The sequence below is a fragment of the Anoxybacillus sp. ST4 genome, assembly GCF_019448545.1.
Lineage (GTDB): Bacteria > Bacillota > Bacilli > Bacillales > Anoxybacillaceae > Anoxybacillus > Anoxybacillus pushchinoensis.
The window spans coordinates 95592-120128 of the sequence record NZ_JAHZOE010000006.1; the positions used below are offsets into that span (position 1 = coordinate 95592).

Annotated in this window: 30 protein-coding genes and 1 other annotated feature; of the genes, 27 read left to right on the forward strand and 3 right to left on the reverse strand. The window is 43.7% G+C overall.

The window, feature by feature from the left end; translation table 11 throughout:
• Positions 1 to 8 precede the first annotated feature (8 nt).
• The 21 genes from pilM to pheA all read left to right on the forward strand — a co-directional run bounded on the left by pilM (position 9) and on the right by pheA (position 15001).
• Positions 9 to 977, forward strand: a complete 969-nt coding sequence (pilM, locus tag K1I44_RS06560) for a type IV pilus biogenesis protein PilM (protein WP_219985671.1) — start codon at positions 9 to 11, stop codon at positions 975 to 977.
• Positions 961 to 1542: a PilN domain-containing protein gene (locus tag K1I44_RS06565; RefSeq protein WP_219985672.1), complete on the forward strand. Its 582-nt coding sequence runs from the start codon at positions 961 to 963 to the stop codon at positions 1540 to 1542. Before pilM ends, K1I44_RS06565 begins: the two co-directional genes overlap by 17 nt.
• The gene (pilO, locus tag K1I44_RS06570) at positions 1539 to 2165 is read left to right on the forward strand and encodes a type 4a pilus biogenesis protein PilO (protein ID WP_219985673.1); all 627 of its coding nucleotides are present in this window, start codon (positions 1539 to 1541) and stop codon (positions 2163 to 2165) included. The genes K1I44_RS06565 and pilO overlap by 4 nt, the downstream gene beginning before the upstream one ends.
• 13 nt (positions 2166 to 2178) lie before the next feature.
• Positions 2179 to 2619: a type II secretion system protein gene (locus K1I44_RS06575; protein WP_219985674.1), complete on the forward strand. Its 441-nt coding sequence runs from the start codon at positions 2179 to 2181 to the stop codon at positions 2617 to 2619.
• A 106-nt stretch (positions 2620 to 2725) separates the two neighbouring features.
• On the forward strand, positions 2726 to 3505 hold the full coding sequence (locus K1I44_RS06580) for an SPOR domain-containing protein (protein WP_219985675.1): 780 nt from the start codon (positions 2726 to 2728) through the stop codon (positions 3503 to 3505).
• A gap of 114 nt (positions 3506 to 3619) precedes the next feature.
• Entirely contained in the window at positions 3620 to 4189 is a 570-nt protein-coding gene (locus K1I44_RS06585; protein ID WP_219985676.1) for a Maf family protein, read from the forward strand.
• Between the two features lie 28 nt (positions 4190 to 4217).
• A complete protein-coding gene (gene radC, locus K1I44_RS06590; RefSeq protein ID WP_003396335.1) occupies positions 4218 to 4892 on the forward strand; it encodes a RadC family protein in 675 nt (224 codons plus the stop codon).
• A gap of 84 nt (positions 4893 to 4976) precedes the next feature.
• Complete coding sequence (locus K1I44_RS06595; RefSeq protein WP_003396333.1) at positions 4977 to 5999, forward strand: rod shape-determining protein; 1023 nt, start codon at positions 4977 to 4979, stop codon at positions 5997 to 5999.
• A gap of 19 nt (positions 6000 to 6018) precedes the next feature.
• On the forward strand, positions 6019 to 6879 hold the full coding sequence (gene mreC / locus K1I44_RS06600; RefSeq protein ID WP_219985677.1) for a rod shape-determining protein MreC: 861 nt from the start codon (positions 6019 to 6021) through the stop codon (positions 6877 to 6879).
• Positions 6876 to 7400 (forward strand): rod shape-determining protein MreD, encoded by a 525-nt coding sequence (gene mreD / locus K1I44_RS06605; RefSeq protein WP_003396328.1) that lies wholly within the window; start codon positions 6876 to 6878, stop codon positions 7398 to 7400. Before mreC ends, mreD begins: the two co-directional genes overlap by 4 nt.
• A gap of 78 nt (positions 7401 to 7478) precedes the next feature.
• Positions 7479 to 8129, forward strand: coding sequence for a septum site-determining protein MinC (gene minC / locus K1I44_RS06610; RefSeq protein ID WP_219985691.1), 651 nt, complete (start codon positions 7479 to 7481; stop codon positions 8127 to 8129).
• A gap of 2 nt (positions 8130 to 8131) precedes the next feature.
• A complete protein-coding gene (gene minD, locus K1I44_RS06615; protein ID WP_003396321.1) occupies positions 8132 to 8938 on the forward strand; it encodes a septum site-determining protein MinD in 807 nt (268 codons plus the stop codon).
• Between the two features lie 89 nt (positions 8939 to 9027).
• Positions 9028 to 9756 carry a peptidoglycan DD-metalloendopeptidase family protein gene (locus K1I44_RS06620; protein WP_219985678.1) on the forward strand — a complete coding sequence of 243 codons (729 nt, stop codon included), beginning with the start codon at positions 9028 to 9030 and terminating at the stop codon, positions 9754 to 9756.
• The gene (locus tag K1I44_RS06625) at positions 9749 to 10612 is read left to right on the forward strand and encodes a M50 family metallopeptidase (RefSeq protein ID WP_219985679.1); all 864 of its coding nucleotides are present in this window, start codon (positions 9749 to 9751) and stop codon (positions 10610 to 10612) included. Before K1I44_RS06620 ends, K1I44_RS06625 begins: the two co-directional genes overlap by 8 nt.
• Before the next feature lie 44 nt (positions 10613 to 10656).
• Positions 10657 to 10735: a sequence feature (ribosomal protein L21 leader region), on the forward strand.
• A gap of 14 nt (positions 10736 to 10749) precedes the next feature.
• Positions 10750 to 11058, forward strand: coding sequence for a 50S ribosomal protein L21 (gene rplU, locus K1I44_RS06630; protein ID WP_003396311.1), 309 nt, complete (start codon positions 10750 to 10752; stop codon positions 11056 to 11058).
• A 10-nt stretch (positions 11059 to 11068) separates the two neighbouring features.
• The gene (locus K1I44_RS06635) at positions 11069 to 11404 is read left to right on the forward strand and encodes a ribosomal-processing cysteine protease Prp (protein WP_003396308.1); all 336 of its coding nucleotides are present in this window, start codon (positions 11069 to 11071) and stop codon (positions 11402 to 11404) included.
• 13 nt (positions 11405 to 11417) lie between these two features.
• Positions 11418 to 11708 (forward strand): 50S ribosomal protein L27, encoded by a 291-nt coding sequence (gene rpmA, locus K1I44_RS06640; RefSeq protein WP_003396301.1) that lies wholly within the window; start codon positions 11418 to 11420, stop codon positions 11706 to 11708.
• Between the two features lie 89 nt (positions 11709 to 11797).
• Positions 11798 to 12346 carry a Spo0B C-terminal domain-containing protein gene (locus tag K1I44_RS06645; protein ID WP_080629202.1) on the forward strand — a complete coding sequence of 183 codons (549 nt, stop codon included), beginning with the start codon at positions 11798 to 11800 and terminating at the stop codon, positions 12344 to 12346.
• Positions 12347 to 12373: 27 nt separating this feature from the next.
• A complete protein-coding gene (obgE, locus tag K1I44_RS06650) occupies positions 12374 to 13660 on the forward strand; it encodes a GTPase ObgE (RefSeq protein WP_091702194.1) in 1287 nt (428 codons plus the stop codon).
• A gap of 22 nt (positions 13661 to 13682) precedes the next feature.
• Positions 13683 to 14123, forward strand: coding sequence for an ACT domain-containing protein (locus K1I44_RS06655; RefSeq protein ID WP_064214457.1), 441 nt, complete (start codon positions 13683 to 13685; stop codon positions 14121 to 14123).
• A gap of 14 nt (positions 14124 to 14137) precedes the next feature.
• Positions 14138 to 15001: a prephenate dehydratase gene (pheA, locus tag K1I44_RS06660; protein ID WP_219985680.1), complete on the forward strand. Its 864-nt coding sequence runs from the start codon at positions 14138 to 14140 to the stop codon at positions 14999 to 15001.
• 11 nt (positions 15002 to 15012) lie between these two features.
• On the opposite strand, the gene K1I44_RS06665 is transcribed toward pheA, so the two are convergent.
• The 3 genes from K1I44_RS06665 to K1I44_RS06675 all read right to left on the reverse strand — a co-directional run bounded on the left by K1I44_RS06665 (position 15013) and on the right by K1I44_RS06675 (position 18209).
• Positions 15013 to 15546, reverse strand: coding sequence for a transcription repressor NadR (locus K1I44_RS06665; protein WP_219985681.1), 534 nt, complete (start codon positions 15544 to 15546; stop codon positions 15013 to 15015).
• A 27-nt stretch (positions 15547 to 15573) separates the two neighbouring features.
• Entirely contained in the window at positions 15574 to 16827 is a 1254-nt protein-coding gene (gene iscB / locus K1I44_RS06670) for an RNA-guided endonuclease IscB (RefSeq protein ID WP_370627967.1), read from the reverse strand.
• 212 nt (positions 16828 to 17039) lie between these two features.
• A complete protein-coding gene (locus tag K1I44_RS06675; protein ID WP_219985683.1) occupies positions 17040 to 18209 on the reverse strand; it encodes an IscS subfamily cysteine desulfurase in 1170 nt (389 codons plus the stop codon).
• Positions 18210 to 18300: 91 nt separating this feature from the next.
• On the opposite strand from K1I44_RS06675, the gene nadB reads away from it, so the two are divergent.
• From nadB to K1I44_RS06705, 6 genes are all read left to right on the forward strand, one after another.
• Positions 18301 to 19833, forward strand: a complete 1533-nt coding sequence (gene nadB, locus K1I44_RS06680; RefSeq protein ID WP_219985684.1) for an L-aspartate oxidase — start codon at positions 18301 to 18303, stop codon at positions 19831 to 19833.
• Positions 19830 to 20660 (forward strand): carboxylating nicotinate-nucleotide diphosphorylase, encoded by an 831-nt coding sequence (nadC, locus tag K1I44_RS06685; protein WP_219985685.1) that lies wholly within the window; start codon positions 19830 to 19832, stop codon positions 20658 to 20660. The genes nadB and nadC overlap by 4 nt, the downstream gene beginning before the upstream one ends.
• 11 nt (positions 20661 to 20671) lie before the next feature.
• A complete protein-coding gene (gene nadA, locus K1I44_RS06690) occupies positions 20672 to 21775 on the forward strand; it encodes a quinolinate synthase NadA (RefSeq protein ID WP_003396270.1) in 1104 nt (367 codons plus the stop codon).
• Between the two features lie 138 nt (positions 21776 to 21913).
• Positions 21914 to 22798, forward strand: coding sequence for a LysM peptidoglycan-binding domain-containing protein (locus K1I44_RS15470; RefSeq protein WP_219985686.1), 885 nt, complete (start codon positions 21914 to 21916; stop codon positions 22796 to 22798).
• A 76-nt stretch (positions 22799 to 22874) separates the two neighbouring features.
• Positions 22875 to 23615: an NAD(+) synthase gene (gene nadE / locus K1I44_RS06700; RefSeq protein ID WP_003396265.1), complete on the forward strand. Its 741-nt coding sequence runs from the start codon at positions 22875 to 22877 to the stop codon at positions 23613 to 23615.
• A 78-nt stretch (positions 23616 to 23693) separates the two neighbouring features.
• Positions 23694 to 24386 (forward strand): YhcN/YlaJ family sporulation lipoprotein, encoded by a 693-nt coding sequence (locus tag K1I44_RS06705; RefSeq protein ID WP_219985687.1) that lies wholly within the window; start codon positions 23694 to 23696, stop codon positions 24384 to 24386.
• Positions 24387 to 24537 lie beyond the last annotated feature (151 nt).

Below are 24537 nucleotides of genomic sequence, written 5' to 3' on the forward strand. Positions count from 1 at the left end.
AACGAACAATGCGGCTTTTTTCGATGAAAAATAAAGTGGGTAACATTGTTATAAAAGATCACGTCATCCGCTATGTAGAGTTAAAACAACAGCAACCGCTCGTTTTGCATACGTGCGAGGAATGGCCGCTTCCAGAAGGAATTGTGCGGGACGGGAAAATTGTCGATGAAGAACAGCTCGCTCATATTATGGAGCAGTGTGTCGATATGTGGAAAATGAAACGTCGCCGCGTGCGATTTCTCGTTCCTGATCCACTGATCGTTATTCGGAAAGTTCCGTTACCGAAAGAAATCGATGTAGAAGATATACGTAGTTATTTATTTATGGAAATTGGTTCAACGATCCCGCTTCCGTTTGAAGATGCCGTATTTGACTACGCCGTGCTTGAAAAAACGAAAGAGGCGCTTCATGTTTTATTGTTTGCCGCGCCGGAAGCGAACGTGATGCAATATGCACAGCTATTTGAAGCAGTCAAATTAAAACCGATTGTGGCAGACATTTCTCCGCTTAGCTTATATCGCTTATTTTACACATTTCATTTAGCGAACGATGTCGATCATTTTTTATTTGTTCAATTTGATTTATCATCGTTGAACGTTAGTGTATTCCACAAGCATCGTCCGATGTTTACACGACAGCTTGCCTTTGATTCCCAATGGACATCTTGGGAAAAGACGAATGAAGGATGGACGTGGTTAAAAGAAGGTGAACCTGAACGTCAGCTAGAAGACATATATAAAGAACTCGAGCGCGTCATGAACTTTTATCGCTTTTCGTTGCAGCAAGGCAAAGCGCAAATTACACGCGTCATCATTACCGGCGACCATCCGCTCGTTCATACGTTTTCCCATTTGTTACAAGAGCGTCTTGATGTCGCTGTTGAAACGTTGACGTTGCCGCTTTCGATTGACCCTGCTTATTATTTACCAATTGGACTCGGACTAAAAGAGGGTAATGCATATGCTCGTAGAAATTAACTTACTGCCGAAACGTGAACAAAAATCCCGACTTATCCCACTTTTATCCATTGTGGTTGCTGTTTTATTGATCGTTGGCGCGACAACGTTTTATGTCATTGTACAGCGCATGGAACAACAAATTGCACAATTGAAAACGGAGCTCGATCAAACGAAAGCGTTGCGAATCGCAGAAGAAGAAAAGCAAAAAACAGCTGCGAACACATCTGTCGGAGTCCAGTTGCAAGAAGCAGTTCAATGGGCGGAGCAATATCCCATTCATACGGTCTCGCTTTTACATGAATTGATTGAACGTTTGCCAGAGCGCGGATTTTTAATGAACGTTTCTTATGCACGAGATGGTGCCATTCAACTGACTGCTCAATTTGATACAACGCGTGAAAGTGCTGCATATTTACAAGCGTTAAAAGATGCCTCGTTTATCGCTGACGTAAAACTGACGAGTTTAACGGCATCAGAAGGAAAGGCGGAAGAAGAAGGAACAATGCCGCGGTACATCGGACAGTTTACTGTTCAATTGAATATGGAGGAATGGAAAAAACGGCAACAAGGAGGGGGAGAATGAGAAAAGGATTTATCGTGATGGCCTCTCTCTTGTTGCTTACGCTACTATCATTTGTGCTTTATATGTATGTGTACAAACCGCTCGATGACCGAAAAGAACAGCTGAAAACAGAATTACAGACGGAAAAAAAGTTGCTGCAAACGTTGCAAAGCAAACAACCGTCGGACGATTTGCGTGTTAGTCTTGTCGAGTTACAAAAACGCGTCCCTGTTCAACCGTTTGTCGAGCAATTTTTATTAGACATTGAAAAAGCGGAAATCGTATCAAATAGTACGGTATTGTCGCTCACATTTCAAGAAGGAGAAAACGTTGAAGGACCTCCCACTCCGATTCAAAAGTTAACGGTCAATGTATCTGTTCGTTCTCCTTCCTATTTTGCGCTCGAACAATTTATTGATGTGTTGGAGCGATCGAAGCGCATCGTTTCAGTCGATTCGCTGTCGTTTACAGGATATGAAGAATGGACGACGGTGATGGATGAAGTGCCGGAACTGTCTTATTCCCTTACTGTTTCAACGTTTTATGCACCAGAGTTGCGCCAATGGATTGAGCAATTGCCACCGCTTGATTTGCCGCAGCCGAGCGAAAAGCGCAATCCGTTTCCTTCATTAACGGAGCAATAAAGGAGTCGGTCGGATGCAAAATGAGCGCGGAATGACGTTAATCGAACTGTTAGCTGTCATTGTTATTTTAAGTATTTTAGTCATGATTGCGACTATTTCTGTTGTTGAAGTGATTAAAAAGTCACGGGATCGAGCGTTTGTCGCGACAGCGTATTCCTTATATGAAGCGGCACGGCTTCACGTTGGGGCGCAGAAAGTAGAGTTTTTAACGCCAAATGAAAGTGAGATATTAACGTACAAACAGTTAGTTGACGATGGCATTCTTGAGAGAATCATGGATCCGTACACATCGAAACGGTTGCCCGTAAATGATGACTCATATGTCATTGTGACAAAACGGCATGACGGTACGATTGCTTATGCCGTTTGTTTAAAAGGAGAAACGAAGCAAATTTGTAAAGAAAATGGCGTACCTGTCGATCAGTTGTCGGTCGATGACATTCAAGATCGGTAGTGCGAAATTTGACGAAAACCTTCCGCGACGAGACGACAAATGTCTCGTTTTTTTTTTCTTTTTTTATGTTACGATGGGCGAAGAATGACAGCGGGAGGGAGAAAAAATGGACAAGCCAGCGAAAAAAGCAATTATTATTAAGGTGAACGGAAAAGAACAACCGTATACGACAGAAACGAGCACGTTATTAGAATGGTCAAGTGACGACAGCGATGAACGATATGAAAAACAAAATGATTCTCTCCAATTTGAAACGGATAGTAAACGATATAAAAAACGATCACCTTGGCGTTCGTTTTTGCTAGCGATTGCTTTAGCTGTCGTTCTTGGGACAAGCTTTGGTTTATTTGTATTAACGATCATTCCGACAACTGACACTTCTTCGACCGCCACATTGCAGCAAGAACAAAAGGAAGAAGAGCCAGTTGCGCAACGGACAGAAACCGTTTTTGTCGTTCAAGGTGGGGTGTTTCAAGATACAGAAGCAGCGAAAGCGTATGCGCAAAAAATAAAAGGGCAACATCGACCAAGCGTCATGGTAGGAAAACAACCGATTTACGTCTTTTTAGGCATGGCATTAACGAAAGAGGAGGCAAAGAAAATCGCGGGCTTATACGAACCGCTCGGAATTGACACATACGTAAAAGCATGGAACGTATCCGTGGACGAGAAAGAAAATGAGCCGTTTATGACGATCGTTTCCGCGATTAGTTTATTGTTGGATGGACAAAAACTTTCCAATGAACAATGGAATCAGTTACAGTCGTATTCGTTTCATGATGAACAGATGAAAAAAGCGTATGAAGCGCTTTTCGCTTTCCGCCAAACAAACGATCAAGCACAGTTATGGGCCGCACAACAGCATATATTAAATGTTTTACAATAAGAAGCGCACAGCTTCTTTTTTTCTTTGTCGAACCATTGTTTATTGTGTATAAATTTGGTACGATACAAGTGTATCTTCCTTGAAACAAACGCTCATGACAGAAAGGTGATGACGATGCAACTTGTGTTAGCTTCTAGTTCTCCTCGTCGAAAACAACTACTTCGTATGCTTGGACTTCCGTTTGACATCCTCGTCAGCGATGTCGATGAATTATTCGATGCTAAGTTATCCCCAAGTGAAATTGTACAGCAGCTTGCACATAAAAAAGCAAATGCGGTATGGCAACAAAAAAAAGACGCGTGCGTCATCGGTGCTGATACGATCGTTGTGTGTGAAGGAGAGGTGCTTGGGAAGCCGACGAGCGAACAAGACGCTTTTCTTATGTTAAAACGTTTATCTGGAACGACACATGAAGTGTGGACAGGTGTCGCCATTTGTACAGAAAAAGAGTGCGTCACTTTTGCAGAAAAAACGGAAGTTACGTTTTGGCCGCTTACAGATGAAGACATTTGGGCGTATATTGCGACAAAGGAACCGCTCGATAAAGCGGGCGCGTACGGCATTCAAGAACGGGGAGCGCTTTTTGTAAAAAAGATTGACGGCGACTATTTTTCCGTTGTTGGTTTGCCGATCGCTAGGCTTGCCCGCGAATTAAAAAAATTCGGATTTTACCCATTTCGTTAAAAAACGGTTAAAATAGAGGGGGGAACGTATGCTTATTCGTCATGTTCCGCCCGATGACCGTCCGCGTGAACGCTTGCTTTCCGAAGGACCGCAAAGCTTATCAAATCAAGAACTGTTAGCGATATTGCTTCGCACGGGGACGAAGCAATATTCCGTTCTCACGCTTGCACAACATTTACTCACCCATTTTGAAGGACTTCGTCAGCTAAAAGATGCGACTATCGAAGAAATGACAAGCATTAAAGGAATTGGAAAAACAAAAGCCATTCAAATTATTGCTGCGCTTGAGCTTGGTCGGCGCGTACACCAAATGCAATATGACGATCGCTACGTCATTCGCTCTCCTGAGGACGGCGCGCGGTATGTCATGGAAGATATGCGTTTTTTAAGTCAAGAACATTTCGTTGTGTTATATTTAAATACGAAAAATCAAGTGATGCATAAAAAGACGGTATTTATCGGCAGTTTAAATGCGTCGATTGTTCATCCGCGCGAAGTGTATAAGGAAGCGATTAAACGTTCAGCTGCCTCGATTATTTGCATTCATAATCATCCTTCAGGGGATCCAACACCGAGCCGTGAAGATATTGAAGTGACGCGCAGGCTCGTGGAATGTGGTCGTCTCGTCGGCATTGAGCTGCTCGACCATTTAATCATTGGTGATAAAACGTATGTTAGCTTAAAAGAAAAAGGATATGTGTAAATCATTCTCTTTTTATCACAATTGCGTTATAATAAATGTCATGAGTTTTTGAAAGCATTTTGTTTCAGAAAGGAAGATACGAACATGTTTGGAATTGGATCAAAAGATCTCGGAATAGATTTAGGTACGGCGAATACGCTTGTTTATGTGAAAGGAAAAGGAATTGTGTTGCGCGAGCCTTCAGTCGTTGCGCTACAAAAAGATACGAAGCAAATTGTGGCAGTCGGAAATGAAGCAAAACAAATGATTGGCCGTACGCCGGGGAACGTTGTTGCCCTTCGTCCGATGAAAGATGGGGTCATTGCTGATTATGAAACGACGGCGATTATGATGAAATATTACATTAAGCAAGCGACGAAAAATAGCGGCTTGTTTGCTGGAAAGCCATATGTTATGGTTTGCGTTCCATCGGGGATCACCGCAGTAGAAGAGCGTGCGGTAATCGACGCGACGAGACAAGCTGGGGCTCGCGACGCTTACACAATTGAAGAGCCGTTTGCCGCGGCAATCGGTGCGAACTTGCCTGTATGGGAGCCGACAGGAAGCATGGTCGTCGATATCGGGGGTGGCACAACGGAAGTCGCTGTCATTTCTTTAGGTGGCATTGTAACGAGTCAATCCATCCGTGTCGCTGGCGATGAAATGGATGAGGCGATCATTCAATATATTCGTAAAACGTACAATTTAATGATCGGGGAGCGTACAGCGGAAGCGATTAAAGTCGAAATTGGTTCCGCGGGTAATCCAGAAGGAATCGGAAGCATGGAAATTCGCGGTCGCGATTTATTAACAGGCTTGCCAAAAACGATTGAAATTCATGCAGAAGAAATTGCCGAGGCGCTGCGTGATACTGTATATGCTATTGTTGATTCCGTAAAAAATACGCTTGAAAAAACGCCGCCAGAACTCGCCGCTGACATTATGGACCGCGGAATCGTTTTAACCGGTGGAGGGGCGTTGTTGCGCAACTTAGATAAAGTCATTAGCCAAGAAACGAACATGCCGGTGATTATTGCTGAAAACCCGCTTGACTGCGTTGCGATTGGTACAGGAAAAGCGCTCGATCACATTCATTTATTTAAAAATAAAGCGCGAGATCATCGCTAATGCATAAGAAGGTGTCGTCATGCCGAAATTTTTCTTAAATAAACGGCTGATCATATTGCTTGTGAGCCTCATGGTTCTCGTCGCTCTCATCGGATTTTCGTTGAAAGACCGAAGCGAGTTGACATGGATGGAAAAGTTCGTGAAAGACACCGTTGTTTTCATGCAATCTATCGTGCATAAGCCCGCACAGCTCGTTGCGGGCTTCTTTGAAAATGTGAACGATTTACGCCATACATATGAAGAAAACAAACGGCTAAAGGCTCATCTAGAGCAATACGTTCTTTTACAGTCTGAAGTGGAATCGCTAAAAAAAGAAAATGAACGCTTACGCGAACTGCTCGATAAAAAAGAAAGTTTACGTGATTTCGTCGCCATTCAAGCAACGGTTGTCGGACGCAATCCGGATCGTTGGGAAGAAACGTTGATCGTTAATAAAGGATCTCAACATGGCGTCGAGAAAAATATGGCTGTTATTACTCCACAAGGATTGATTGGAAAAGTGCGCAGCGTATCCCCTTTTAGCGCAACGGTGCAACTGCTTAGCGCAAAAGATCGTCAAAATCGCATTTCAGCTTTTATTCAAGGAGATGAAAACGTATTCGGCTTAATTGAGGGGTATGATGAAGAGCGGGAAGCGTTGTTGCTTAAACGCATTCCGTATGATGCAAAAATAAAGAAAGGGCAACGTGTATTTACATCAGGACTTGGCGGGATTTTTCCAAAGGGATTATTTATCGGAGAGGTTGAAGAGGTCGTTGCGGATGAGTACGGGCTTACACAAATTGCCTACGTCAAGCCAGCAGCGAATTTTTATGATATTGACGATGTCATTATTGTGAAACGAAAAATTGATATGGTGCAAGAGGAGGAAGAGCAATGAATCGCTTCTTTCTTTCTTCTCTTGTGACCGTCGTGTTTTTATTTGAAAGCATCATTGTCCAGTTGTTTTCCTACCCGTTATTTGATGTTTATTTGCTCGTCCCGCGCGCCTTGCTCATTGTTCTCGTGTTTATGACGATGTTCGTTGGACAAGCAGAAGGAATGACATATGGTTTTATATTTGGGTTGCTGTATGATGTTGTGTATACGGAAATATTAGGGGCGTACACTTTTGCTTTTCCGCTTATTGCTTATTTAGTTGCGAAGGCGATGAACATTTTGCACAAAAACGCATGGACCGCCTCCTTTTTTTCCATTGTTGCAATCGCGTCTGTAGAATGGTATACGTATGCTATTCAACTCGTGATTAGTGGAACGACGATGTCTGCCCCAACATTTTTCCAAGTGCGCTTTTTGCCAACGTTATTTATTCATACAATTGTTATATTGTTTATCGCTTATCCGTTAAAGCAAACGTTGTTGAAGTGGGGAGAGAAGCAGGACGAATCGTCACCTATGTGAAGGAATACAAAAAAATGCGGAGAACTATTCATTGAGGTGAAAGTCGTGGCTGGCAAAGAAAAGAGACCATATGTGTCGATGAAAGGGACGAAAGAAGGGCTGACGTTGCAACTTGATGATACGTGCGCCTATGATGAATTGTTAAAACAAGTAGACGAATTGTTGACAGGAGCAACTCGCGACGAAGAAGGCCCGCTTGTTGCTGTGCATGTTCATGTCGGCAACCGATATTTGACGCGCGAACAAGAGGAGCGTTTGCGCGATGTCATTCGAATGAAAAAAAATTTAATTGTCCACTCGATTATAAGCAATGTCATGACGAAACAAGAAGCGTTAGAATGGAAAAAGAAAAATGAAATCGTATCAGTTGCGAAAATTGTTCGTTCCGGACAAGTGCTTCACGTCGATGGGGACTTACTTTTAATTGGTGATGTGAATCCGGGGGGAACCGTCGTTGCGACAGGAAATATTTTTGTATTAGGGGCGTTGCGCGGCATCGCTCATGCAGGATATGAAGGAAACCGCCAAGCGATCATCGCAGCGTCAATCATGAAACCGACACAATTGCGCATTAGCGATACTATGAATCGAGCGCCAGACTATCGCAGCGAGGAAGGAAATGAAATGGAGTGCGCCTATATTGATGAGCACGATCAAATTGTTGTCGATCGGCTTCAACTATTGATGCATTTACGTCCGAATTTAACTCGTATAGAAGGGAGTTTTTGACAGTGGGAGAAGCGATTGTTGTTACTTCTGGTAAAGGGGGCGTCGGTAAAACAACAACGACAGCCAATCTCGGCACGGCGCTCGCCTTGCTAGGAAAGCGCGTCTGTCTCGTTGATACAGATATCGGGCTACGCAATCTCGATGTCATCATGGGGTTAGAAAATCGCATCATCTATGATCTTGTCGACGTTGTTGAAGGACGTTGCACGATTCAAAAAGCGCTCGTCAAAGATAAGCGGTTTGAGGATCGCCTTTATTTATTGCCAGCTGCCCAAACGAGCGATAAGTCAGCTGTAACACCGGAACAAATGAAGGAGCTTATCGACAATTTAAGACACGATTACGATTATATTTTAATCGATTGTCCAGCAGGCATTGAACAAGGATATAAAAACGCTGTAGCAGGAGCGGATGAAGCGATCGTCGTCACGACACCAGACATTTCAGCTGTGCGCGATGCGGATCGAATTATTGGATTGCTTGAAAAAGAAGAACATATGAAACGTCCACGTCTAATTATTAACCGCATTCGTAGCCATATGTTGAAAAATCATGATATGTTAGATATTGATGAAATTGTAATGCACTTATCTATTGATTTACTTGGCATTATTGTAGATGATGAACATGTCATTAAAGCGTCAAATAACGGTGAACCGATCGTTCTCGATCCGAACAGTAAAGCGTCTTTAGCGTATCGCAATATCGCCCGTCGCCTTCTCGGTGAATCGGTGCCGCTTATGTCGCTCGATGACGAAGAACAAAAAGGGTTTTTCTCGAAAATTAAAAAGTTGTTTAGCGCGCGTTAGCACTTCCGGTTGGGAGTGCTTTTTTCTTATTCATATCTTTTCCCTCTTTTCCATACATATAGTACAAATAGGACGAGAGGGGTGGGAATGTGAGCGATCGAATTGAACATATTCGAAAGCGAATAGCCAAGCGAAAAAAAGCGCGTGAACGTTACGTGCAAACGATGTTAACCGATTGGAATGAAGAAGAAAAGTACGGAAATCCAACGGTTGTGACGTATGATAGGGGGCAAGAGCCACCGCTTTTTCGCAAAGACGTATTTTTGTTAAAAAGCTTTCTTGCTATGCTTTTATTTTTTAGCGTTGCCATCTTATTTCAATATGACTCCCCGAAAATTGAAGGCGCACGCACATTCGTGAAACGAGCGATGGAAAAAGATTTTCAGTTTGCGACAGTTGCGCAATGGTACGAAAAAACGTTTGGCAAGCCGCTTGCATTTTTTAACGTAAAAAAACAAGAAGATGCAACAGCTGTATATGCGTTTCCTGCTTCAGCACGTGTCATTGAAACGTTTGAACATAATGGACAAGGTGTAGTCATTGAAACGGATCAGAAGGTCGTGGCGGTGGAAGAAGGAATCGTCATTTTCGCGGGGGTAAAAGAGCCGTACGGAAAAACGGTCATTGTTCAACATGCGGACGGAAGTGAAACGTGGTATGGAAAGTTATCCGCTATTTCGGTAAAGTTGTATGATTTTATTGAAGCTGGCAAAGAAGTCGGGACAGCGGAGACGGGCGATAAAAAAGGGGTATTTTATTTTGCGATCAAACGAGGGGATCATTTCGTCGATCCGGTTCAGGTGATTTCCTTTGAATAAATGGCTCTCTACAATTACGAATATTCACATTCATCCGCTGTTTTGGTTCATTGCGCTCATTGCGATTATGACAGCGCAATTTCAAACGCTCCTTTTATTGTTTTGGATTGTGCTTTGGCACGAACTTGGACACGTTGTAGCGGCGCACATGTTTTCATGGCGCGTCAAACGTGTCTTACTTTTGCCTTTCGGTGGTGTTGCCGAAATGGATGAGCATGGAAATCGTCCGTTTTACGAAGAGTTGATCGTCACAATTGCAGGTCCGCTCCAACATTTAATCATCTTTTTTATAGCATATATTGCTCATCATGCGAACGTCATATCGAGTGAGCTGTACCGCCAATTGCTCGAATACAACTTATCCATTTTGCTCATCAATTTATTGCCCATTTGGCCGCTTGATGGGGGGAAGCTCTTTTTTCTTTATCGCACGGCGCGCACTTCGTTTCGACGTGCGCATGAGCAAACCATTTATGCTTCTGCCTTTGTTTTAATAATCTGTTTCGTCGTTTTATTGATCGTTGCACCGCTGAATGTTAACTTGTGGATCATTGGCTTGTTTTTAGCGTATGCGCTTTGGGAAGAATGGAAGCAACGCACATACGTATGGATTCGTTTTTTACTTGAACGATATTACGGCAAGCGAGTGGAATATGTGGCGTTAAAACGTCTTGTCGTCGATGCAAATGATCCGTTATTTCGCGTCCTTCTTTTATTTCATCGCGGAAAAAAACATGCGATTATTGTGAAGAAAAATCATATAGAAATGGAGCTTGATGAAAACGAGTTGTTATACGCTTATTTTCATGAGAAACGAACAAACGAACCGATCGGACATTTGATTCATACGTATTGACAATTGTTTTCTTTTTATGCTATCATCTTCTATGTTGTGTAGCACCCGTGCTACAACCGCTCAGCTAAGGCTTTTTAAGCGTTCGCTTGAACCGCCTCACAGCTGGCGAGTCTGAGTCTAATTTAGGAGGTGCAAATATGTACGCGATTATTGAAACTGGTGGAAAACAAATTAAAGTGCAAGAAGGCCAAGCGATTTACATCGAGAAAATCGATGCAGCAGAAGGTGAAACAGTTACATTCGACAAAGTGCTATTTGTAGGTGGCGAAAACGTAAAAGTTGGTAACCCTACAGTCGCTGGCGCAACAGTAACGGCGAAAGTTGAAAAGCATGGTCGTCAAAAGAAGATCATCGTTTTCAAATATAAGCCAAAGAAAAACTATCGTCGTAAGCAAGGTCATCGCCAACCATACACAAAAGTTGTAATCGAAAAAATTAATGCATAAGGCGTAAGCGATGATTCGCATCACAGTTCATCGAACGGTAGAAGGGACGATTCGTTCCTTTACGATTAGCGGACACGCTCATTTTGCCAAGCGTGGACAAGATATTGTATGTGCAGGTGTATCAGCGATTTCGTTTGGTGCGGTCAATGCGATCATCGCATTGACGAACGTGAAACCGATCATTCAACAAGGAAAAGACGGCTATCTTCATTGTGAACTTCCAGCAATCGAAGATGCGAAAGCAGCAGATCATGTGCAGCTTCTTCTTGAAGGAATGATCGTGTCGCTCCAAACGATTGAGCGTGATTACGGCAAATACGTCAAAATAACGACGAAAACAGTGTAGGAGGTGACACGACATGTTACGTTTAGATCTTCAGTTTTTCGCATCGAAAAAAGGAGTAGGTTCAACAAAGAACGGTCGTGATTCAATCGCAAAACGTCTTGGCGCGAAGCGTGCAGACGGTCAATTCGTTACAGGCGGTTCTATTCTTTATCGTCAACGCGGAACAAAAATTTACCCTGGCTTAAACGTAGGACGCGGTGGCGACGACACACTTTATGCGAAAGTTGACGGCATCGTTCGTTTCGAGCGCATGGGTCGCGATCGTAAAAAAGTGAGCGTATATCCTGTAGTGAAAGAAGCATAAGGAAGTGGAAAACTCTAACCGACTTGGTTAGGGTTTTCTTTTTGTTGGCGTATGTTATAATTATAGTCAAAATGTTTATGGGAGAATGAATCATGGAGAAGCGGTGGACGATTGTGGAGGCATTGCGCCATTCCCGACACGATTGGCTTAATAAAATTCAATTAATTAAAGGAAACTTATCTTTACAACGGCTAGATCGCGTCAATGAAATCATTCAACAAATTATCATGGAAGCGGAAAATGAAGCAAAGTTAACGAATTTGCAAACGGAGCAATTCGCCGAGCTGCTTATGACGTACCATTGGCAAGCTCGCCGTATTCACCTCGAATATGAAGTGTTTGGCGAACCGCGCTCGTTACACGCATACGACAATATGCTCGTTACATGGTGTCAACAATTTTTACATATGCTTGAGGAATGTTCCGCCCCGCATGTTGAAAACTATATAACGATTACAATTGACTTAACGGAGAAAGATGTGCGGTTATTTTTTGATTATCGCGGCATGCTTCATGAGCTCGTGAAAGTTAAAACATGGATTCAACAGCATAGCGAATACGATGCGCTAACACTTTGTGAACATGTCGTTCACGAACATGAATTAACAGTATGTGCAATCATTCATCTTTTTGAATAAAGATGGAAAGATCGGAGGAGAAAAAACATGTTTGTTGATCAAGTGAAAATATATGTGAAAGGTGGCGACGGCGGAAACGGAATGGTCGCGTTTCGACGTGAAAAATACGTGCCAAAAGGCGGGCCGGCCGGAGGAGATGGCGGAAAGGGTGGAGACGTCGTCTTCGTTGTTGACGAAGGATTGCGCACGTTAATGGATTTCCGCTATCAACGCCATTTTAAAGCCCCACGCGGTGAACATGGCATGTCGAAAAATCAGCATGGGAAAAATGCAGAAGATTTAATTGTTAAAGTACCGCCTGGAACGGTTGTTATTGATGATGAAACGAAAGAAGTCATCGCTGATTTAACGGAACATGGGCAACGATTCGTCGTGGCTAAAGGTGGGCGCGGTGGACGAGGGAATACCCGATTTGCGACTGCATCAAATCCCGCGCCAGAAATTGCTGAAAATGGCGAGCCGGGTCAAGAGCGTTACGTGACGCTTGAATTAAAATTGCTTGCTGATGTAGGACTTGTCGGGTTCCCGAGCGTTGGTAAATCGACATTGTTATCTGTCGTTTCAGCTGCAAAGCCGAAAATTGCCGATTATCATTTTACGACAATCGTTCCGAACTTAGGCGTTGTACAAACAGAAGATGGACGCAGTTTTGTCATGGCTGACTTGCCAGGTCTTATTGAGGGAGCTCATCAAGGTGTTGGGCTTGGCCACCAGTTTTTACGCCATATTGAACGAACGCGCGTCATCGTTCACGTCATTGATATGGCCGCGATGGAAGGGCGCGATCCGTATGAAGACTATTTAGTTATTAACGAAGAGCTAAAGCAGTATAATTTACGATTAACGGAGCGGCCGCAAATGATTGTTGCGAACAAAATGGATATGCCGAATGCTGAAGAACATTTGCGCCAGTTTAAAGAAAAACTAAACGAAGACGTTCCGATTTTCCCTATTTCAGCAGTCACGCGCCAAGGGGTGCGCGAACTGTTATTCGCGATTGCTGATTTGCTTGAAACGACGCCGGAATTTCCGCTCTATCCGCAAGAGGAAGAAGCGGTTCATCGTGTCGTTTATAAGCTTGAAAAAGAAGAAACGCCGTTTCATATTACGCGTGATGATGATGGAACGTTTATTTTATCAGGTGAAAAAATTGAAAAGCTATTTAAGATGACCGATTTTTCAAGGGAAGAATCAGTACGTCGATTTGCGCGGCAATTGCGCTCGCTCGGAGTGGATGACGCGTTGCGCGCTCGCGGAGCAAAAGACGGCGATATTGTAAAGTTGTTAAATTACGAATTTGAGTTTGTCGATTAATGCGAAAGGGGGCGCTTGTGCGGTGGACAAAAAGTTTTATTTAGTGCGTGAGGACGTATTGCCGGAAGCAATGAAAAAAGTGCTGGCCGCAAAAGAATTAATTGAACGTAAAAAAGTAGATTCTGTCGCTGATGCTGTACAGCTCGTTGACGTCAGCCGAAGCGTGTTTTACAAATATCGTGACGCGGTATTCCCGTTTCATACGATGGTGCGCGAAAAAATCATCACGCTTTTTTTCCATTTGGAAGACCGCTCAGGCACCCTTTCGAAGCTATTAAGCGTCGTCGCTGGAGCAAATTGCAACGTTCTTACGATTCACCAGACGATTCCGCTTCAAGGGCGTGCGAACGTTACGTTATCGATTAGCACGAGCGAGATGACGATGACGATTGATGAACTACTTTCCCAACTAAAACAGTTGCCTTTTGTTGAAAAAGTCGAGATTCTCGGTTCAGGGGCGTAGAGAGGAGAGAAACGGTGAAAATCGGATATTTAGGGCCAATGGGGACGTTTACGCATGCAGCTGTTGAAGCTGTGTTTCCACATATGGAGAGCGTTCCATATCATACGATTCCACAATGTATGGATGCGGTGCGTGACGGTGACGTACCGTTTGCTGTCGTGCCGCTTGAAAACGCACTTGAAGGTTCTGTCAATTTAACGATTGACTATTTAATTCATGAATGCAATTTGCCGATTGTTGGGGAAATTATTGCACCGATCGAGCAACATTTGCTCGTCCACCCCGCCCAATTAGAACATTGGGTGCAAGTTGAACGCATTTATTCCCATTCCCACGCCATTGCTCAATGTCATAAGTTTTTACATCGCCATTTAAAACATGCTTCGTATGAATACGTTACATCAACAAGTGCAGCAGCGAAATACGTTAGCGAGCGGCCAGAAGAAAAAATTGCAGCGATTGGCAATCGACTCGCGGCAAAACAGTACGGTTTAACGATTGCGAAAGAAAATATTCATGATTATGACTACAATCATACACGCTTTATCGTTTTACATCGTGAGTGCTGCACATTGCCTGTGGAAGAGAAAGAGGACGGGTTTAAAACGACATTAATGGTCATGTTGCCGAAAGATCAAGCTGGAGCGCTCCATCAAGTGCTATCAGCGTTTGCATGGCGGAAACTAAATTTGACGAAAATCGAATCTCGTCCTGCAAAAACAGGATTAGGGAACTATTTCTTCATTATTGACATTGATCAAAAAATGGACGATGTTTTAATTCCGGGGGCTATTGCAGAACTCGAAGCGCTCGGGTGTACGGTACAAGTGTTAGGAAGTTACCCGTATTATATGGTGAAAAAAACATCCCTCGTGTAAGGGATGTTTTTTTATTCGATTAAAAATCCTGCTTGTTTGAGCGCTGCACATGCTTCATCTAGTTTTTGCGCACAATTCGCTTCAAGCGTATGCAAATGAACTCCACCTGTCAGTTGAGATAAGTAGGCAGATTTCGTCTCATTAATCTTTTGAATAAATTCGTCGACTTCTAAACGATTGCTAACCATAATGGACGCTGTTAAGTCTCCGTATACAGGATGCTCAATTTTTACGTCTTTTACGGTGACACCATGGTCGACGATCGTATATAGTTCATCTTTCGTTTGTTCTGGTGTGTGACAACAAGCGATGATGCGCGTATACGTATGGGCAGAAGAGGGAGACAAATATAAGTATCCTTGGCTTGTTGCGATAATAGGTTCGTTTTTTGCTTTTAACAGCGAAATATCTTGAACAATGACTTGGCGGCTCACATTTGTTTTGTTTGCCAATTCTGTTCCTGTCATCGGTCGTTTTGTTTCTTTCAACCACTGTAAAATAAGTGCTCGTCGTTCTTCCCCTAGCAGTTTTCTCTCTTTTTTCATCAGTTTTAGGCGAAGAGACCCCGACTTCTAAGCGTTAGCGAAAGTTGGGGAGGAATCGCCCTTCCTCCTTTCAATTAGTAATGTACTAGCATACTCAACTCTTTTTAGCTTTTTCCAGCTTGCTGAAGCATGCACTTTTGTGCCATCTAACAGCCGAAGGTCAAAATAACCGCTGTTTCTTCTGCCAAATATAAAACATTCTTTCCCTTCGTACACCACCTTGTCAAACAGTTGAAACCCTTTGACAAATCGTGGAGCTTTGTTTGATTTTCGTTTTCCACCTTTCAAGATGGTTGCCTTATGCAATTGACGGTTGTTTTTGCGAACGAATTTTAGAAGATAAACCGTGCCACTCGGCTTAGCTAGTGGATTTCCACTAATACAACGAGCATCCACCATATGAGACTTAGGCAGTCCATTAGCAATGCGAATACACTTGGTGATATACCCATATGTGATATTTGCATGCGAGTATTTTTCTCTTATCCTACTAAACATTGCCCATCGTATGGCAGTCATCTGACTAGCATCCCTCATAGGCGGTCGTTTGCGTTGTAATATATGTTCAAGCCCTTTTTCGTGAATTTCATGGTGACATGTTTTGCATAGAGTAATCAGATTATCTGGTGAATCGCCTCCTGTCTTTCGACTTTCAATATGATGCACTTGGAGAACAGGGTCTTTCTTTTTTCCTTTGCAATATTGACAAGTATGATTGTCTCTGTATAGAACATACTCTCTAACATTCCAAAACCCCATTTGTTCTCCTTGTTGATATTCCACCCCTTGGATATTTGGGTTCTTTAGTTTCTGTGTATCGAATGTTGCTACCTCAATAGTGACAGATGTAACAGGGAGAATATTGTGTACTAAATCAATCAACTTTATATGCGAGTTGATTTTGTGTTGAATAGATGGTGGCAACCACCCCTCTGGTTTTCTTCTGTTAAGAAATCTGGCTTCTCGGTAGCGAGTCTTTCTATTTCTTCGACTTCTGCGGAACTGTCTCCGTATAGCAAGTAAATCCACAATATCTGTTCGAAGTTGCGCTTCCGCTTCAAACAGCACATCTTTCTCTGTTGTTGCGGAAATTCCTACATGTCGTGTTCCCATGTCAACACCCAATGACACTGGTTGTTTGTAACCACTACTACCATACAGAAGCTGGATGGTAAAAGGTGTCCTTCTTACTACTTTTGCTTTCTTCTGTTTTAACAGAAGTCTTGCTTTCCTTGGTGAGCATGGCATGAGTGGTTTTCCATGCTTATTGATAATGTACACGAACAAGACGTGTACCTCCTTTCAGGAGTGAGTTCCTCCTCCCCAATGTTGGAAGGACTTGTTTGGCAGACAGCACCGCTCCTACCCATCAGAGCTTTTAACCATCTGCGACAGGGTTACGGACTGGAGGAGCATCCGTAAGTGTCATGACCCTTCCAACGTAGCCATTGAACGGCTGAGGGTAGTCAACTAGGGCTTGGCAAGCCCCCACTTCAAAAGCTGTTAGGCTTTAAGTGGTGGGTAGTTGACCGTAACATCCTTTCTTTTTGAAGCTGTTCAAGCACAGAAACAACCGTTTCAATCTCCCTTTTTGTTGTATGCACACCAAACGAAAGGCGAACAAACTGTTTCGCTTCATCCGCTTCCTTACCGATTGCGATCATCGTTTTAGACGGCGCTTGCTTTCCGACTTGGCATGCGCTTCCGGTAGAAATAGCAATGCCGTGGCGATTGCAGTGTAACATAACGTATTGCCCCTCAAAGCCGTGAACGAGACAGCCGATGATTTGTGGCAGTTGATCCGTCGGATGTTCAAAGACGGTAATTGGCAACTGCTTTTCATTTACTTGCTCGACAAAATAACGACGCAATTCGCTCATTTTTTGTTGAGTGACTTCCCTCTTTTTCTCGGCTTCCATTGCGGCTGTTGTAAACGAAGCGATGCCAGGTACGTTTACCGTCCCAGGTCGAAAACCTCCTTCATGCGTCGTGTTCGGTAATGACATATGCCAAGGAACGCGCGGATGGATGTAAACGGCGCCGACCCCTTTTGGACCATAAATTTTATGGCTAGCGATCGATATGCTGTCAACGTGTAGCTGTTTCACATCTATCGGTATTTTACCAAAAGTTTGTACACAATCGCTATGAAAGACAATTTGTTTTTTCTTTAATAATTCGCCAATTTGTTTTAATGGTTGAATCGCACCAATTTCAGAATTGGCATGTTGAATAGAGACGAGAATGGTGTCGTCCGTCAATGCTTGTTCTAGCGCTTCGACGTTAACTTGTCCGTAGCGATCGACAGGAACGTACGTAATAGAAAATCCTTCTCGTTCAAGCTGTGCGCACACAGCATGAACGGAAGCATGTTCGACGCTTGATGTAACAATGTGCTTTCCTTTATGGCGCTGGGCATAAGCAAGGGAACGAATAGCGAGGACGTTCGCTTCTGTTCCCCCGCTTGTAAAGTATATTCCTTTTTCCTCACCGCCAATGAGCTGAGCTATTTGTTTTCGGCAAATAGTAAGCAACTCATTGGCAGCTGTTCCGACGTCATGTAAACTACTTGCATTTCCGAAATATGTTTTTGCACTTTCTACATAAACTGCTAAAGCTTCTTCGCTCATTGGCGTCGTTGCAGCGTAGTCGAGATAAATCATCACAGTCACCACTTCCAAAAACAAAAGTCTTGTCATCAGTTTAAATATATGTCAATATAGGTGTCAAGACAGTATGAAATGGAGGAGCATCATGCATAAAGCAGATGTGATTATTGTTGGTAGCGGCCTCGCGGCGTTAATGGTTGCCTACCATTTATGTGAGCATAAAAATGTGATTGTTTTCACGAAGTCTAATAAAGAAGTAAGTAACTCTTGGCTTGCTCAAGGAGGAGTGGCTGCGGCCATTCACCCTGCGGATCATTGGTTATCTCATTATGAAGATACGATTATAGCTGGATGTGAACATAACGATGATGAAGCGGTACGTATTTTAGTTCAAGAAGGACGAGGGGCGATTGAACAGTTTATGCATCTCGGCTTTTCATTTGATGTTGATGAGCGTGGGGAACTGCTTTTTGGGCGTGAAGGCGCGCATCGCATGAGACGCATTTTACATGCCGGGGGTGATGCGACTGGAAAAAAGATGGTGGCATTTTTATTTGAGAAGCTTTCGAGTCGTGTTTTATTTATTGAAAACGATCCGGTCATTGATTTGCTCGTAAACGACGGACGTTGTGTTGGCGTGCGAACAAAAAACGGCCTGTATGTAGCCGAAGCGACAATCGTTGCAACGGGCGGCATTGGACAGTTATATACGTTTACGTCGAATGTGGAAACGGCGACAGGCGATGGAATTGCCATGGCGTATCGGGCCGGCGCTGCTGTAGCTGATATGGAATTTGTACAATTTCATCCGACAATGCTTTATGTAGATGGAAAGGCAGTCGGTCTCATTTCCGAAGCGGTACGCGGTGAAGGAGCGACGTTAGTGACAGACGATGGTCGACACGTCATGGATGGGGTGCACCCACAAAAAGATTTAGCGCCACGTGACATCGTATCGCGAGCGATCGATCGTGAAATGAAAAATGGCCATCTCGTTTTTTTAGATATTTCAGCGATTCCGCATTTTTCATCTCGTTTTCCGACGATCACTTCCCTTTGTGAGCGCTATCAAATAAACTGGCGAAGCGGTCTCATTCCTGTTGTGCCAGGTGCTCACTTTTTAATGGGCGGCATCGTTGTGAATGTTGACGGTGAAACGACGTTGCCGGGGTTATATGCTGTTGGGGAAGCGGCATGTACAGGTGTGCATGGTGCAAACCGTTTAGCGAGCAATTCGTTGCTTGAAGCGCTCGTTTTCAGTCGGAGAGCGGCACATTGTATCTTGAAAAAAAAGGAGCAGCTTCCCGGCATAAGCAAATATGAAGAAACTAGGGAAAACGTATGTATCCCGTTACCAACGAAAGAGCAAATTCAGCAAACGATGACCGAATGCGTTGGCATTGTGCGCAATTATGATCAACTGTTAGAAGCAAAAAAATGGTTTGAACAATATTCGCTTTTTGATCTAATCCATTGTGCGCCACCGTACGATGACGAGGAGCGAACGATCGTAAATATGTTGATCGTTGGTTGGCTTATGACAACTTCCGCTCTACAAAGGAGAGAAAGTCGAGGGGCTCATTATCGAAGCGATGAACCGTTTGAGCGACAGTATTGGGAAAAACGGCGCATCGTGCGCACGAAAACGGAGCATTTCATCAAGGAGGGATTTCGTTGAATGAGGTTAAGCTAACTGAACTACTAAAGCAATTTTTCCTAGAGGATATTGGGGATCGCGATATCACGAGCGAGTCGATTTTTTCAGCTACAGATACAGGAAGCGCTATGTTTGTCGCAAAAGAGGATGGAATTATCGCGGGTGTATGTGTCATCGAAATCGGATATAGGCTGTTACACGAAGCCGTTACATGTGAATTGTATAAGCAAGATGGAGAGCGCGTGAAAAAAGGGGAGACGATTGCGGTCGTTTCTGGTCCGATCGTTCCTATTTTATCCGGGGAGCGTGTGATTTTAAATGTACTTCAGCGAATGAGCGGCATTGCGACATTGACAAATGAGGCTGTGCGCGCATTAAATAGCGATCATACACGCATTTGTGATACACGGAAAACGACTCCAGGGCTTCGCATGTTAGAGAAGTATGCGGTTACGTGCGGAGGTGGGTACAACCATCGTTTCGGCTTATACGATGGGGTAATGATTAAAGATAATCATATTGCGTTTTGCGGTTCTATTGCAAAGGCGGTTGAGCGCGTCCGTTCAAAGCTCGGTCATATGGTAAAAATTGAAGTCGAGACTGAAACGAAGCAACAAGTGATCGAAGCGGTCGAGGCGGGAGCGGATGTCATTATGTTCGATAACCGCACGCCTGATGAAATTCGCGAGTTTGTGCAACTCGTTCCATCATCTATTGTCACGGAGGCGTCAGGCGGTATTACACTTGAAAACATTTCTAATTATCGAGATACAGGGGTTGACTACATTTCGCTAGGTATGTTGACGCATTCGGCGAAAGCGCTAGATATTAGTTTAAACGTGCAGTAGGAGGAATGACGATGAACGTATTACAATTGATGCAACAACATGATGCGATGCCAGAACAATATAAACAGTTGTCTGTCGAAGAGATGGAAAAGCGAGTAGCTGACGTAAAGCAACAGCTCGGTACACGATTATTTATTCCAGGACATCATTATCAAAAAGATGAAGTGATTCAATTTGCCGATGCGACCGGTGATTCATTACAATTAGCACAAGTTGCAGCGAAAAATAAAGATGCTGAATATATCGTATTTTGTGGTGTGCATTTTATGGCGGAGACGGCCGATATTTTAACGAGCGATGAACAAATCGTCATTTTGCCAGATATGCGTGCAGGCTGTTCGATGGCCGATATGGCAGAAATTGAACAAGTCGAACGAGCTTGGCCGCTATTGCAACAACGGTTTGGCGACACGATTTTGCCGTTAACGTACGTCAACTCTACTGCTGCCATTAAAGCGTTCGTCGGCTTACACGGCGGCGCAACAGTCACATCATCAAACGCAAAAAAAATGGTCGCATGGGCGTTTACGCAAAAAGAACGTATTTTCTTTTTACCTGATCAACATTTAGGAAGAAATACAGCTTACGACCTCGGCGTCCCACTTGAACAAATGGCTGTATGGGATCCAACAACAAATACACTTGAATATGATGGTGATATGGAGCAAATCAAAGTGATTTTATGGAAAGGTCATTGCTCCGTTCATGAAAACTTTACGGTGAAGCATATCGAACATATTCGAAAAACGAAGCCAGATATGAAAATTATCGTCCATCCTGAATGCAGTTGGGAAGTTGTGCAACAGGCAGATGATGCAGGTTCAACAAAATATATCATTGAAACGATTGCAAGCGCGCCGTCAGGGAGCAAATGGGCCATCGGAACTGAAATGAACTTAGTAAATCGCATCATCCAGCAACATCCAGATAAAGAAATTGTGTCATTAAATCCGTATATGTGTCCATGTTTGACGATGAATCGCATTGATTTACCGCATTTACTTTGGGCGCTTGAATCATTGCTTGAAGGAAAAGTCGTCAATCGCATTACTGTGCCAAAAGATGTAGCAGACGGGGCCATCTTGGCGCTTGAACGGATGTTAGCACGTGCATAAATGGATCGGCATTTTTTTGCCGGTCTTTTTTATTTTTATCATAAAAAAAGCTTTCTGTTCATAAGTTATGTTGAAGCCTAGTAGCGACAAGCTGAACATGACATACGTGTCACGTCTGAACATAGGAGGGGGAAACACGTGAAAATTCATATCGTCCAAAAGGGAGATACACTTTGGAAAATTGCGCAAAAATATGGGGTTGATTTCGAAGAGTTGAAAAAAATGAATGCCCATTTGAGCGATCCAGACTACATTATGCCGGGCATGAAAATTAAAGTACCGACGCCAGTGACGCCAGTCAAGCCAGCAAAAAAAGAAACACAAAACGTTCAGCAACAACAAGTTTCTGTCGATGTAGATATTCATGTAAACAAAAAGGAACAACCATTACAACAACCGATCAATGTTGAACCAATTGCAAAAGAAGTTCCTATTGTAAAGGAACCGGCGAAGAAAGAGGAGCCGAAACAAGAAATGCCGCTTCTGCCGCCGAAGCCACCAAATATTATGCCAAATATGATGGAACATGACGATGACGTGCAAATGCCACCGTTTCCAGACATTCCACCAATTCCACCAACACAAGCGCCAATGATGGAAGAGCAATCGCAGCAGCCAATGCAACCACAACCTGTTCCGATGCCGTTACCAATGCCGTGCATCCCTGTTTCTCCAATTATGCCGGGATATGGATTTTATCCATGGTTTCCGCCAATGTATCCTATGATGCCTTGGCCATATCCGCAAGGGACAGTGATGAATAACGATGATTGTGGGTGTGAGGGAACGCCACAACCGACACCGTATATGCCGCAAATGCCAAGCGGTGCGCAACCGCCACAACCGACGGCAATGTATCCGCAACAAACGCCATACGGTGAACATATGTCATTACCGCAACAGCCAATGTATATGCCACAGCCGTACGGTCCGTTTGGCTGGCAACAAGGGTGGCCAGGTCAGCCGTATGGAGGGAATCCGTACTTTTCTGTTCCGTATCGCGAGGAAGAAGAGGGGCAATAATGTCGCCTCTTTTTCTTTTTGCTTTTTGTGTGATAAAATGAACATGATGATATGATCAAGAAAGGGATGTACATAGATGGAACAAAAAATTGAAAAACTAATTGCATGGCTTCGTGAGCGAGTGACGGAAGCGGGCATGAACGGAGCAATCGTCGGCATTAGCGGCGGCATTGATTCAGCGGTTGTTGCACATTTAATTAAGCGGGCGTTTCCTGACCGTTCTTTAGGGCTAATTATGCCTTGTAAAAGCAATCCGAAAGACAAAGAGGATGCGTTAAAAGTTGTAGAGAGCTGTGGTATTGATTATCACGTCATTGATTTAACGGAAACGCATCGCGTGCTGTTTGGAGAAATTGAAAAACAACTGAAAGAAAAAGGGCAATGGAACGAGCAAGCTGCCCGTCTTGGCGATGCTAATACACGAGCGCGATTGCGCATGACGACGTTGTATGCAGTAGCAAACAATTACGGTTACCTTGTCGTCGGAACGGATAATGCAGCGGAATGGCATACAGGTTATTTTACGAAATACGGAGACGGGGGCGTCGATTTAGTTCCGCTCGTTCATTTCACAAAAGGGGAAGTGCGTGAAATGGCGCGCATTCTCGGTGTACCAGAAGAAATTATTACGAAAGCACCGAGTGCCGGACTTTGGGAAGGACAAACAGATGAAAATGAGATGGGAACAACATATGATATGATTGATAAATATTTGAAAGGGGAGCCAGTCCCTGAACGTGACCGTGCAATTATTGAGCGGCTTCATGAACGTTCGCACCATAAACGGCAATTAGCCATTGCTCCGCCAAAATTTTAACAGCGATAAAACCTCTTTTTTGCGCCAAGCTAATGATGTAGACGCATCGTCTACAAAAGCAAAAAGGGGGTTTTTCCTTTGCGGAAACGAATTGTAGCTTTCGGGGCAGTTATTGCGCTTAGCGGATTGGTTGCTTGTAATAATCAAGCGCTTGATACGCGCTATACTGACCGTACACGCCCGATCGGGTATTACTCGAACGAAAACGATATGACCGGTTTTCAATATGGGCGGTATGGCACAGAGCGTTTGAATGGGAATGTTCGTCAAGTGCGCGACAATGACGGACCGATTACAGAAATGCTCGATCGCGGCATGGATCGAACGCGAACACCGCAAGTTGATCGCAATTTTAGCCGTGCAGATCGCAACTATCATGGCCATTTAAATGCGATGGATGATCGTACACGTCCGTCGTATTATCGGAACTATAACGGGGCACTAGCTGAAAAAATTGCAAAACGAGCAGCAAACGTAGAAAATGTGAAAGATGCACGCGCTGTTGTCTCAGGCGACCGTGTCGTTGTCGCTGTATCGACGACGAATAGAAATACGGCGCAAGTGGAACAACTTGTCCGTCAAGCGATCGCTCCATTGACATCAGGAAAAACGGTGCGTATCGTAACGAACGAAAGCATGTATAACCGCATTCGTACGCTCGACAACGATATTCGCGATGGCGGTCCAATGGATCAGTTAGAGCGCGATATTCGTGATATTTTTAATGATATGGGTGACATGATCGAGCGACCATTTATGAACCGAGGGTAAACAGGGGGCTTTCCCCCTGTTTTTCAAAGTGTTGAAAAAGTGGGGAGTCAAGAAAAAGTTCACTTTCCTCGTGAATTTTTTCTTCTTTTCTTTTTTCCTTATTTGTGGTAACTTAAATCTATACCATGTGATTGAAGGGATCGTAACTTGG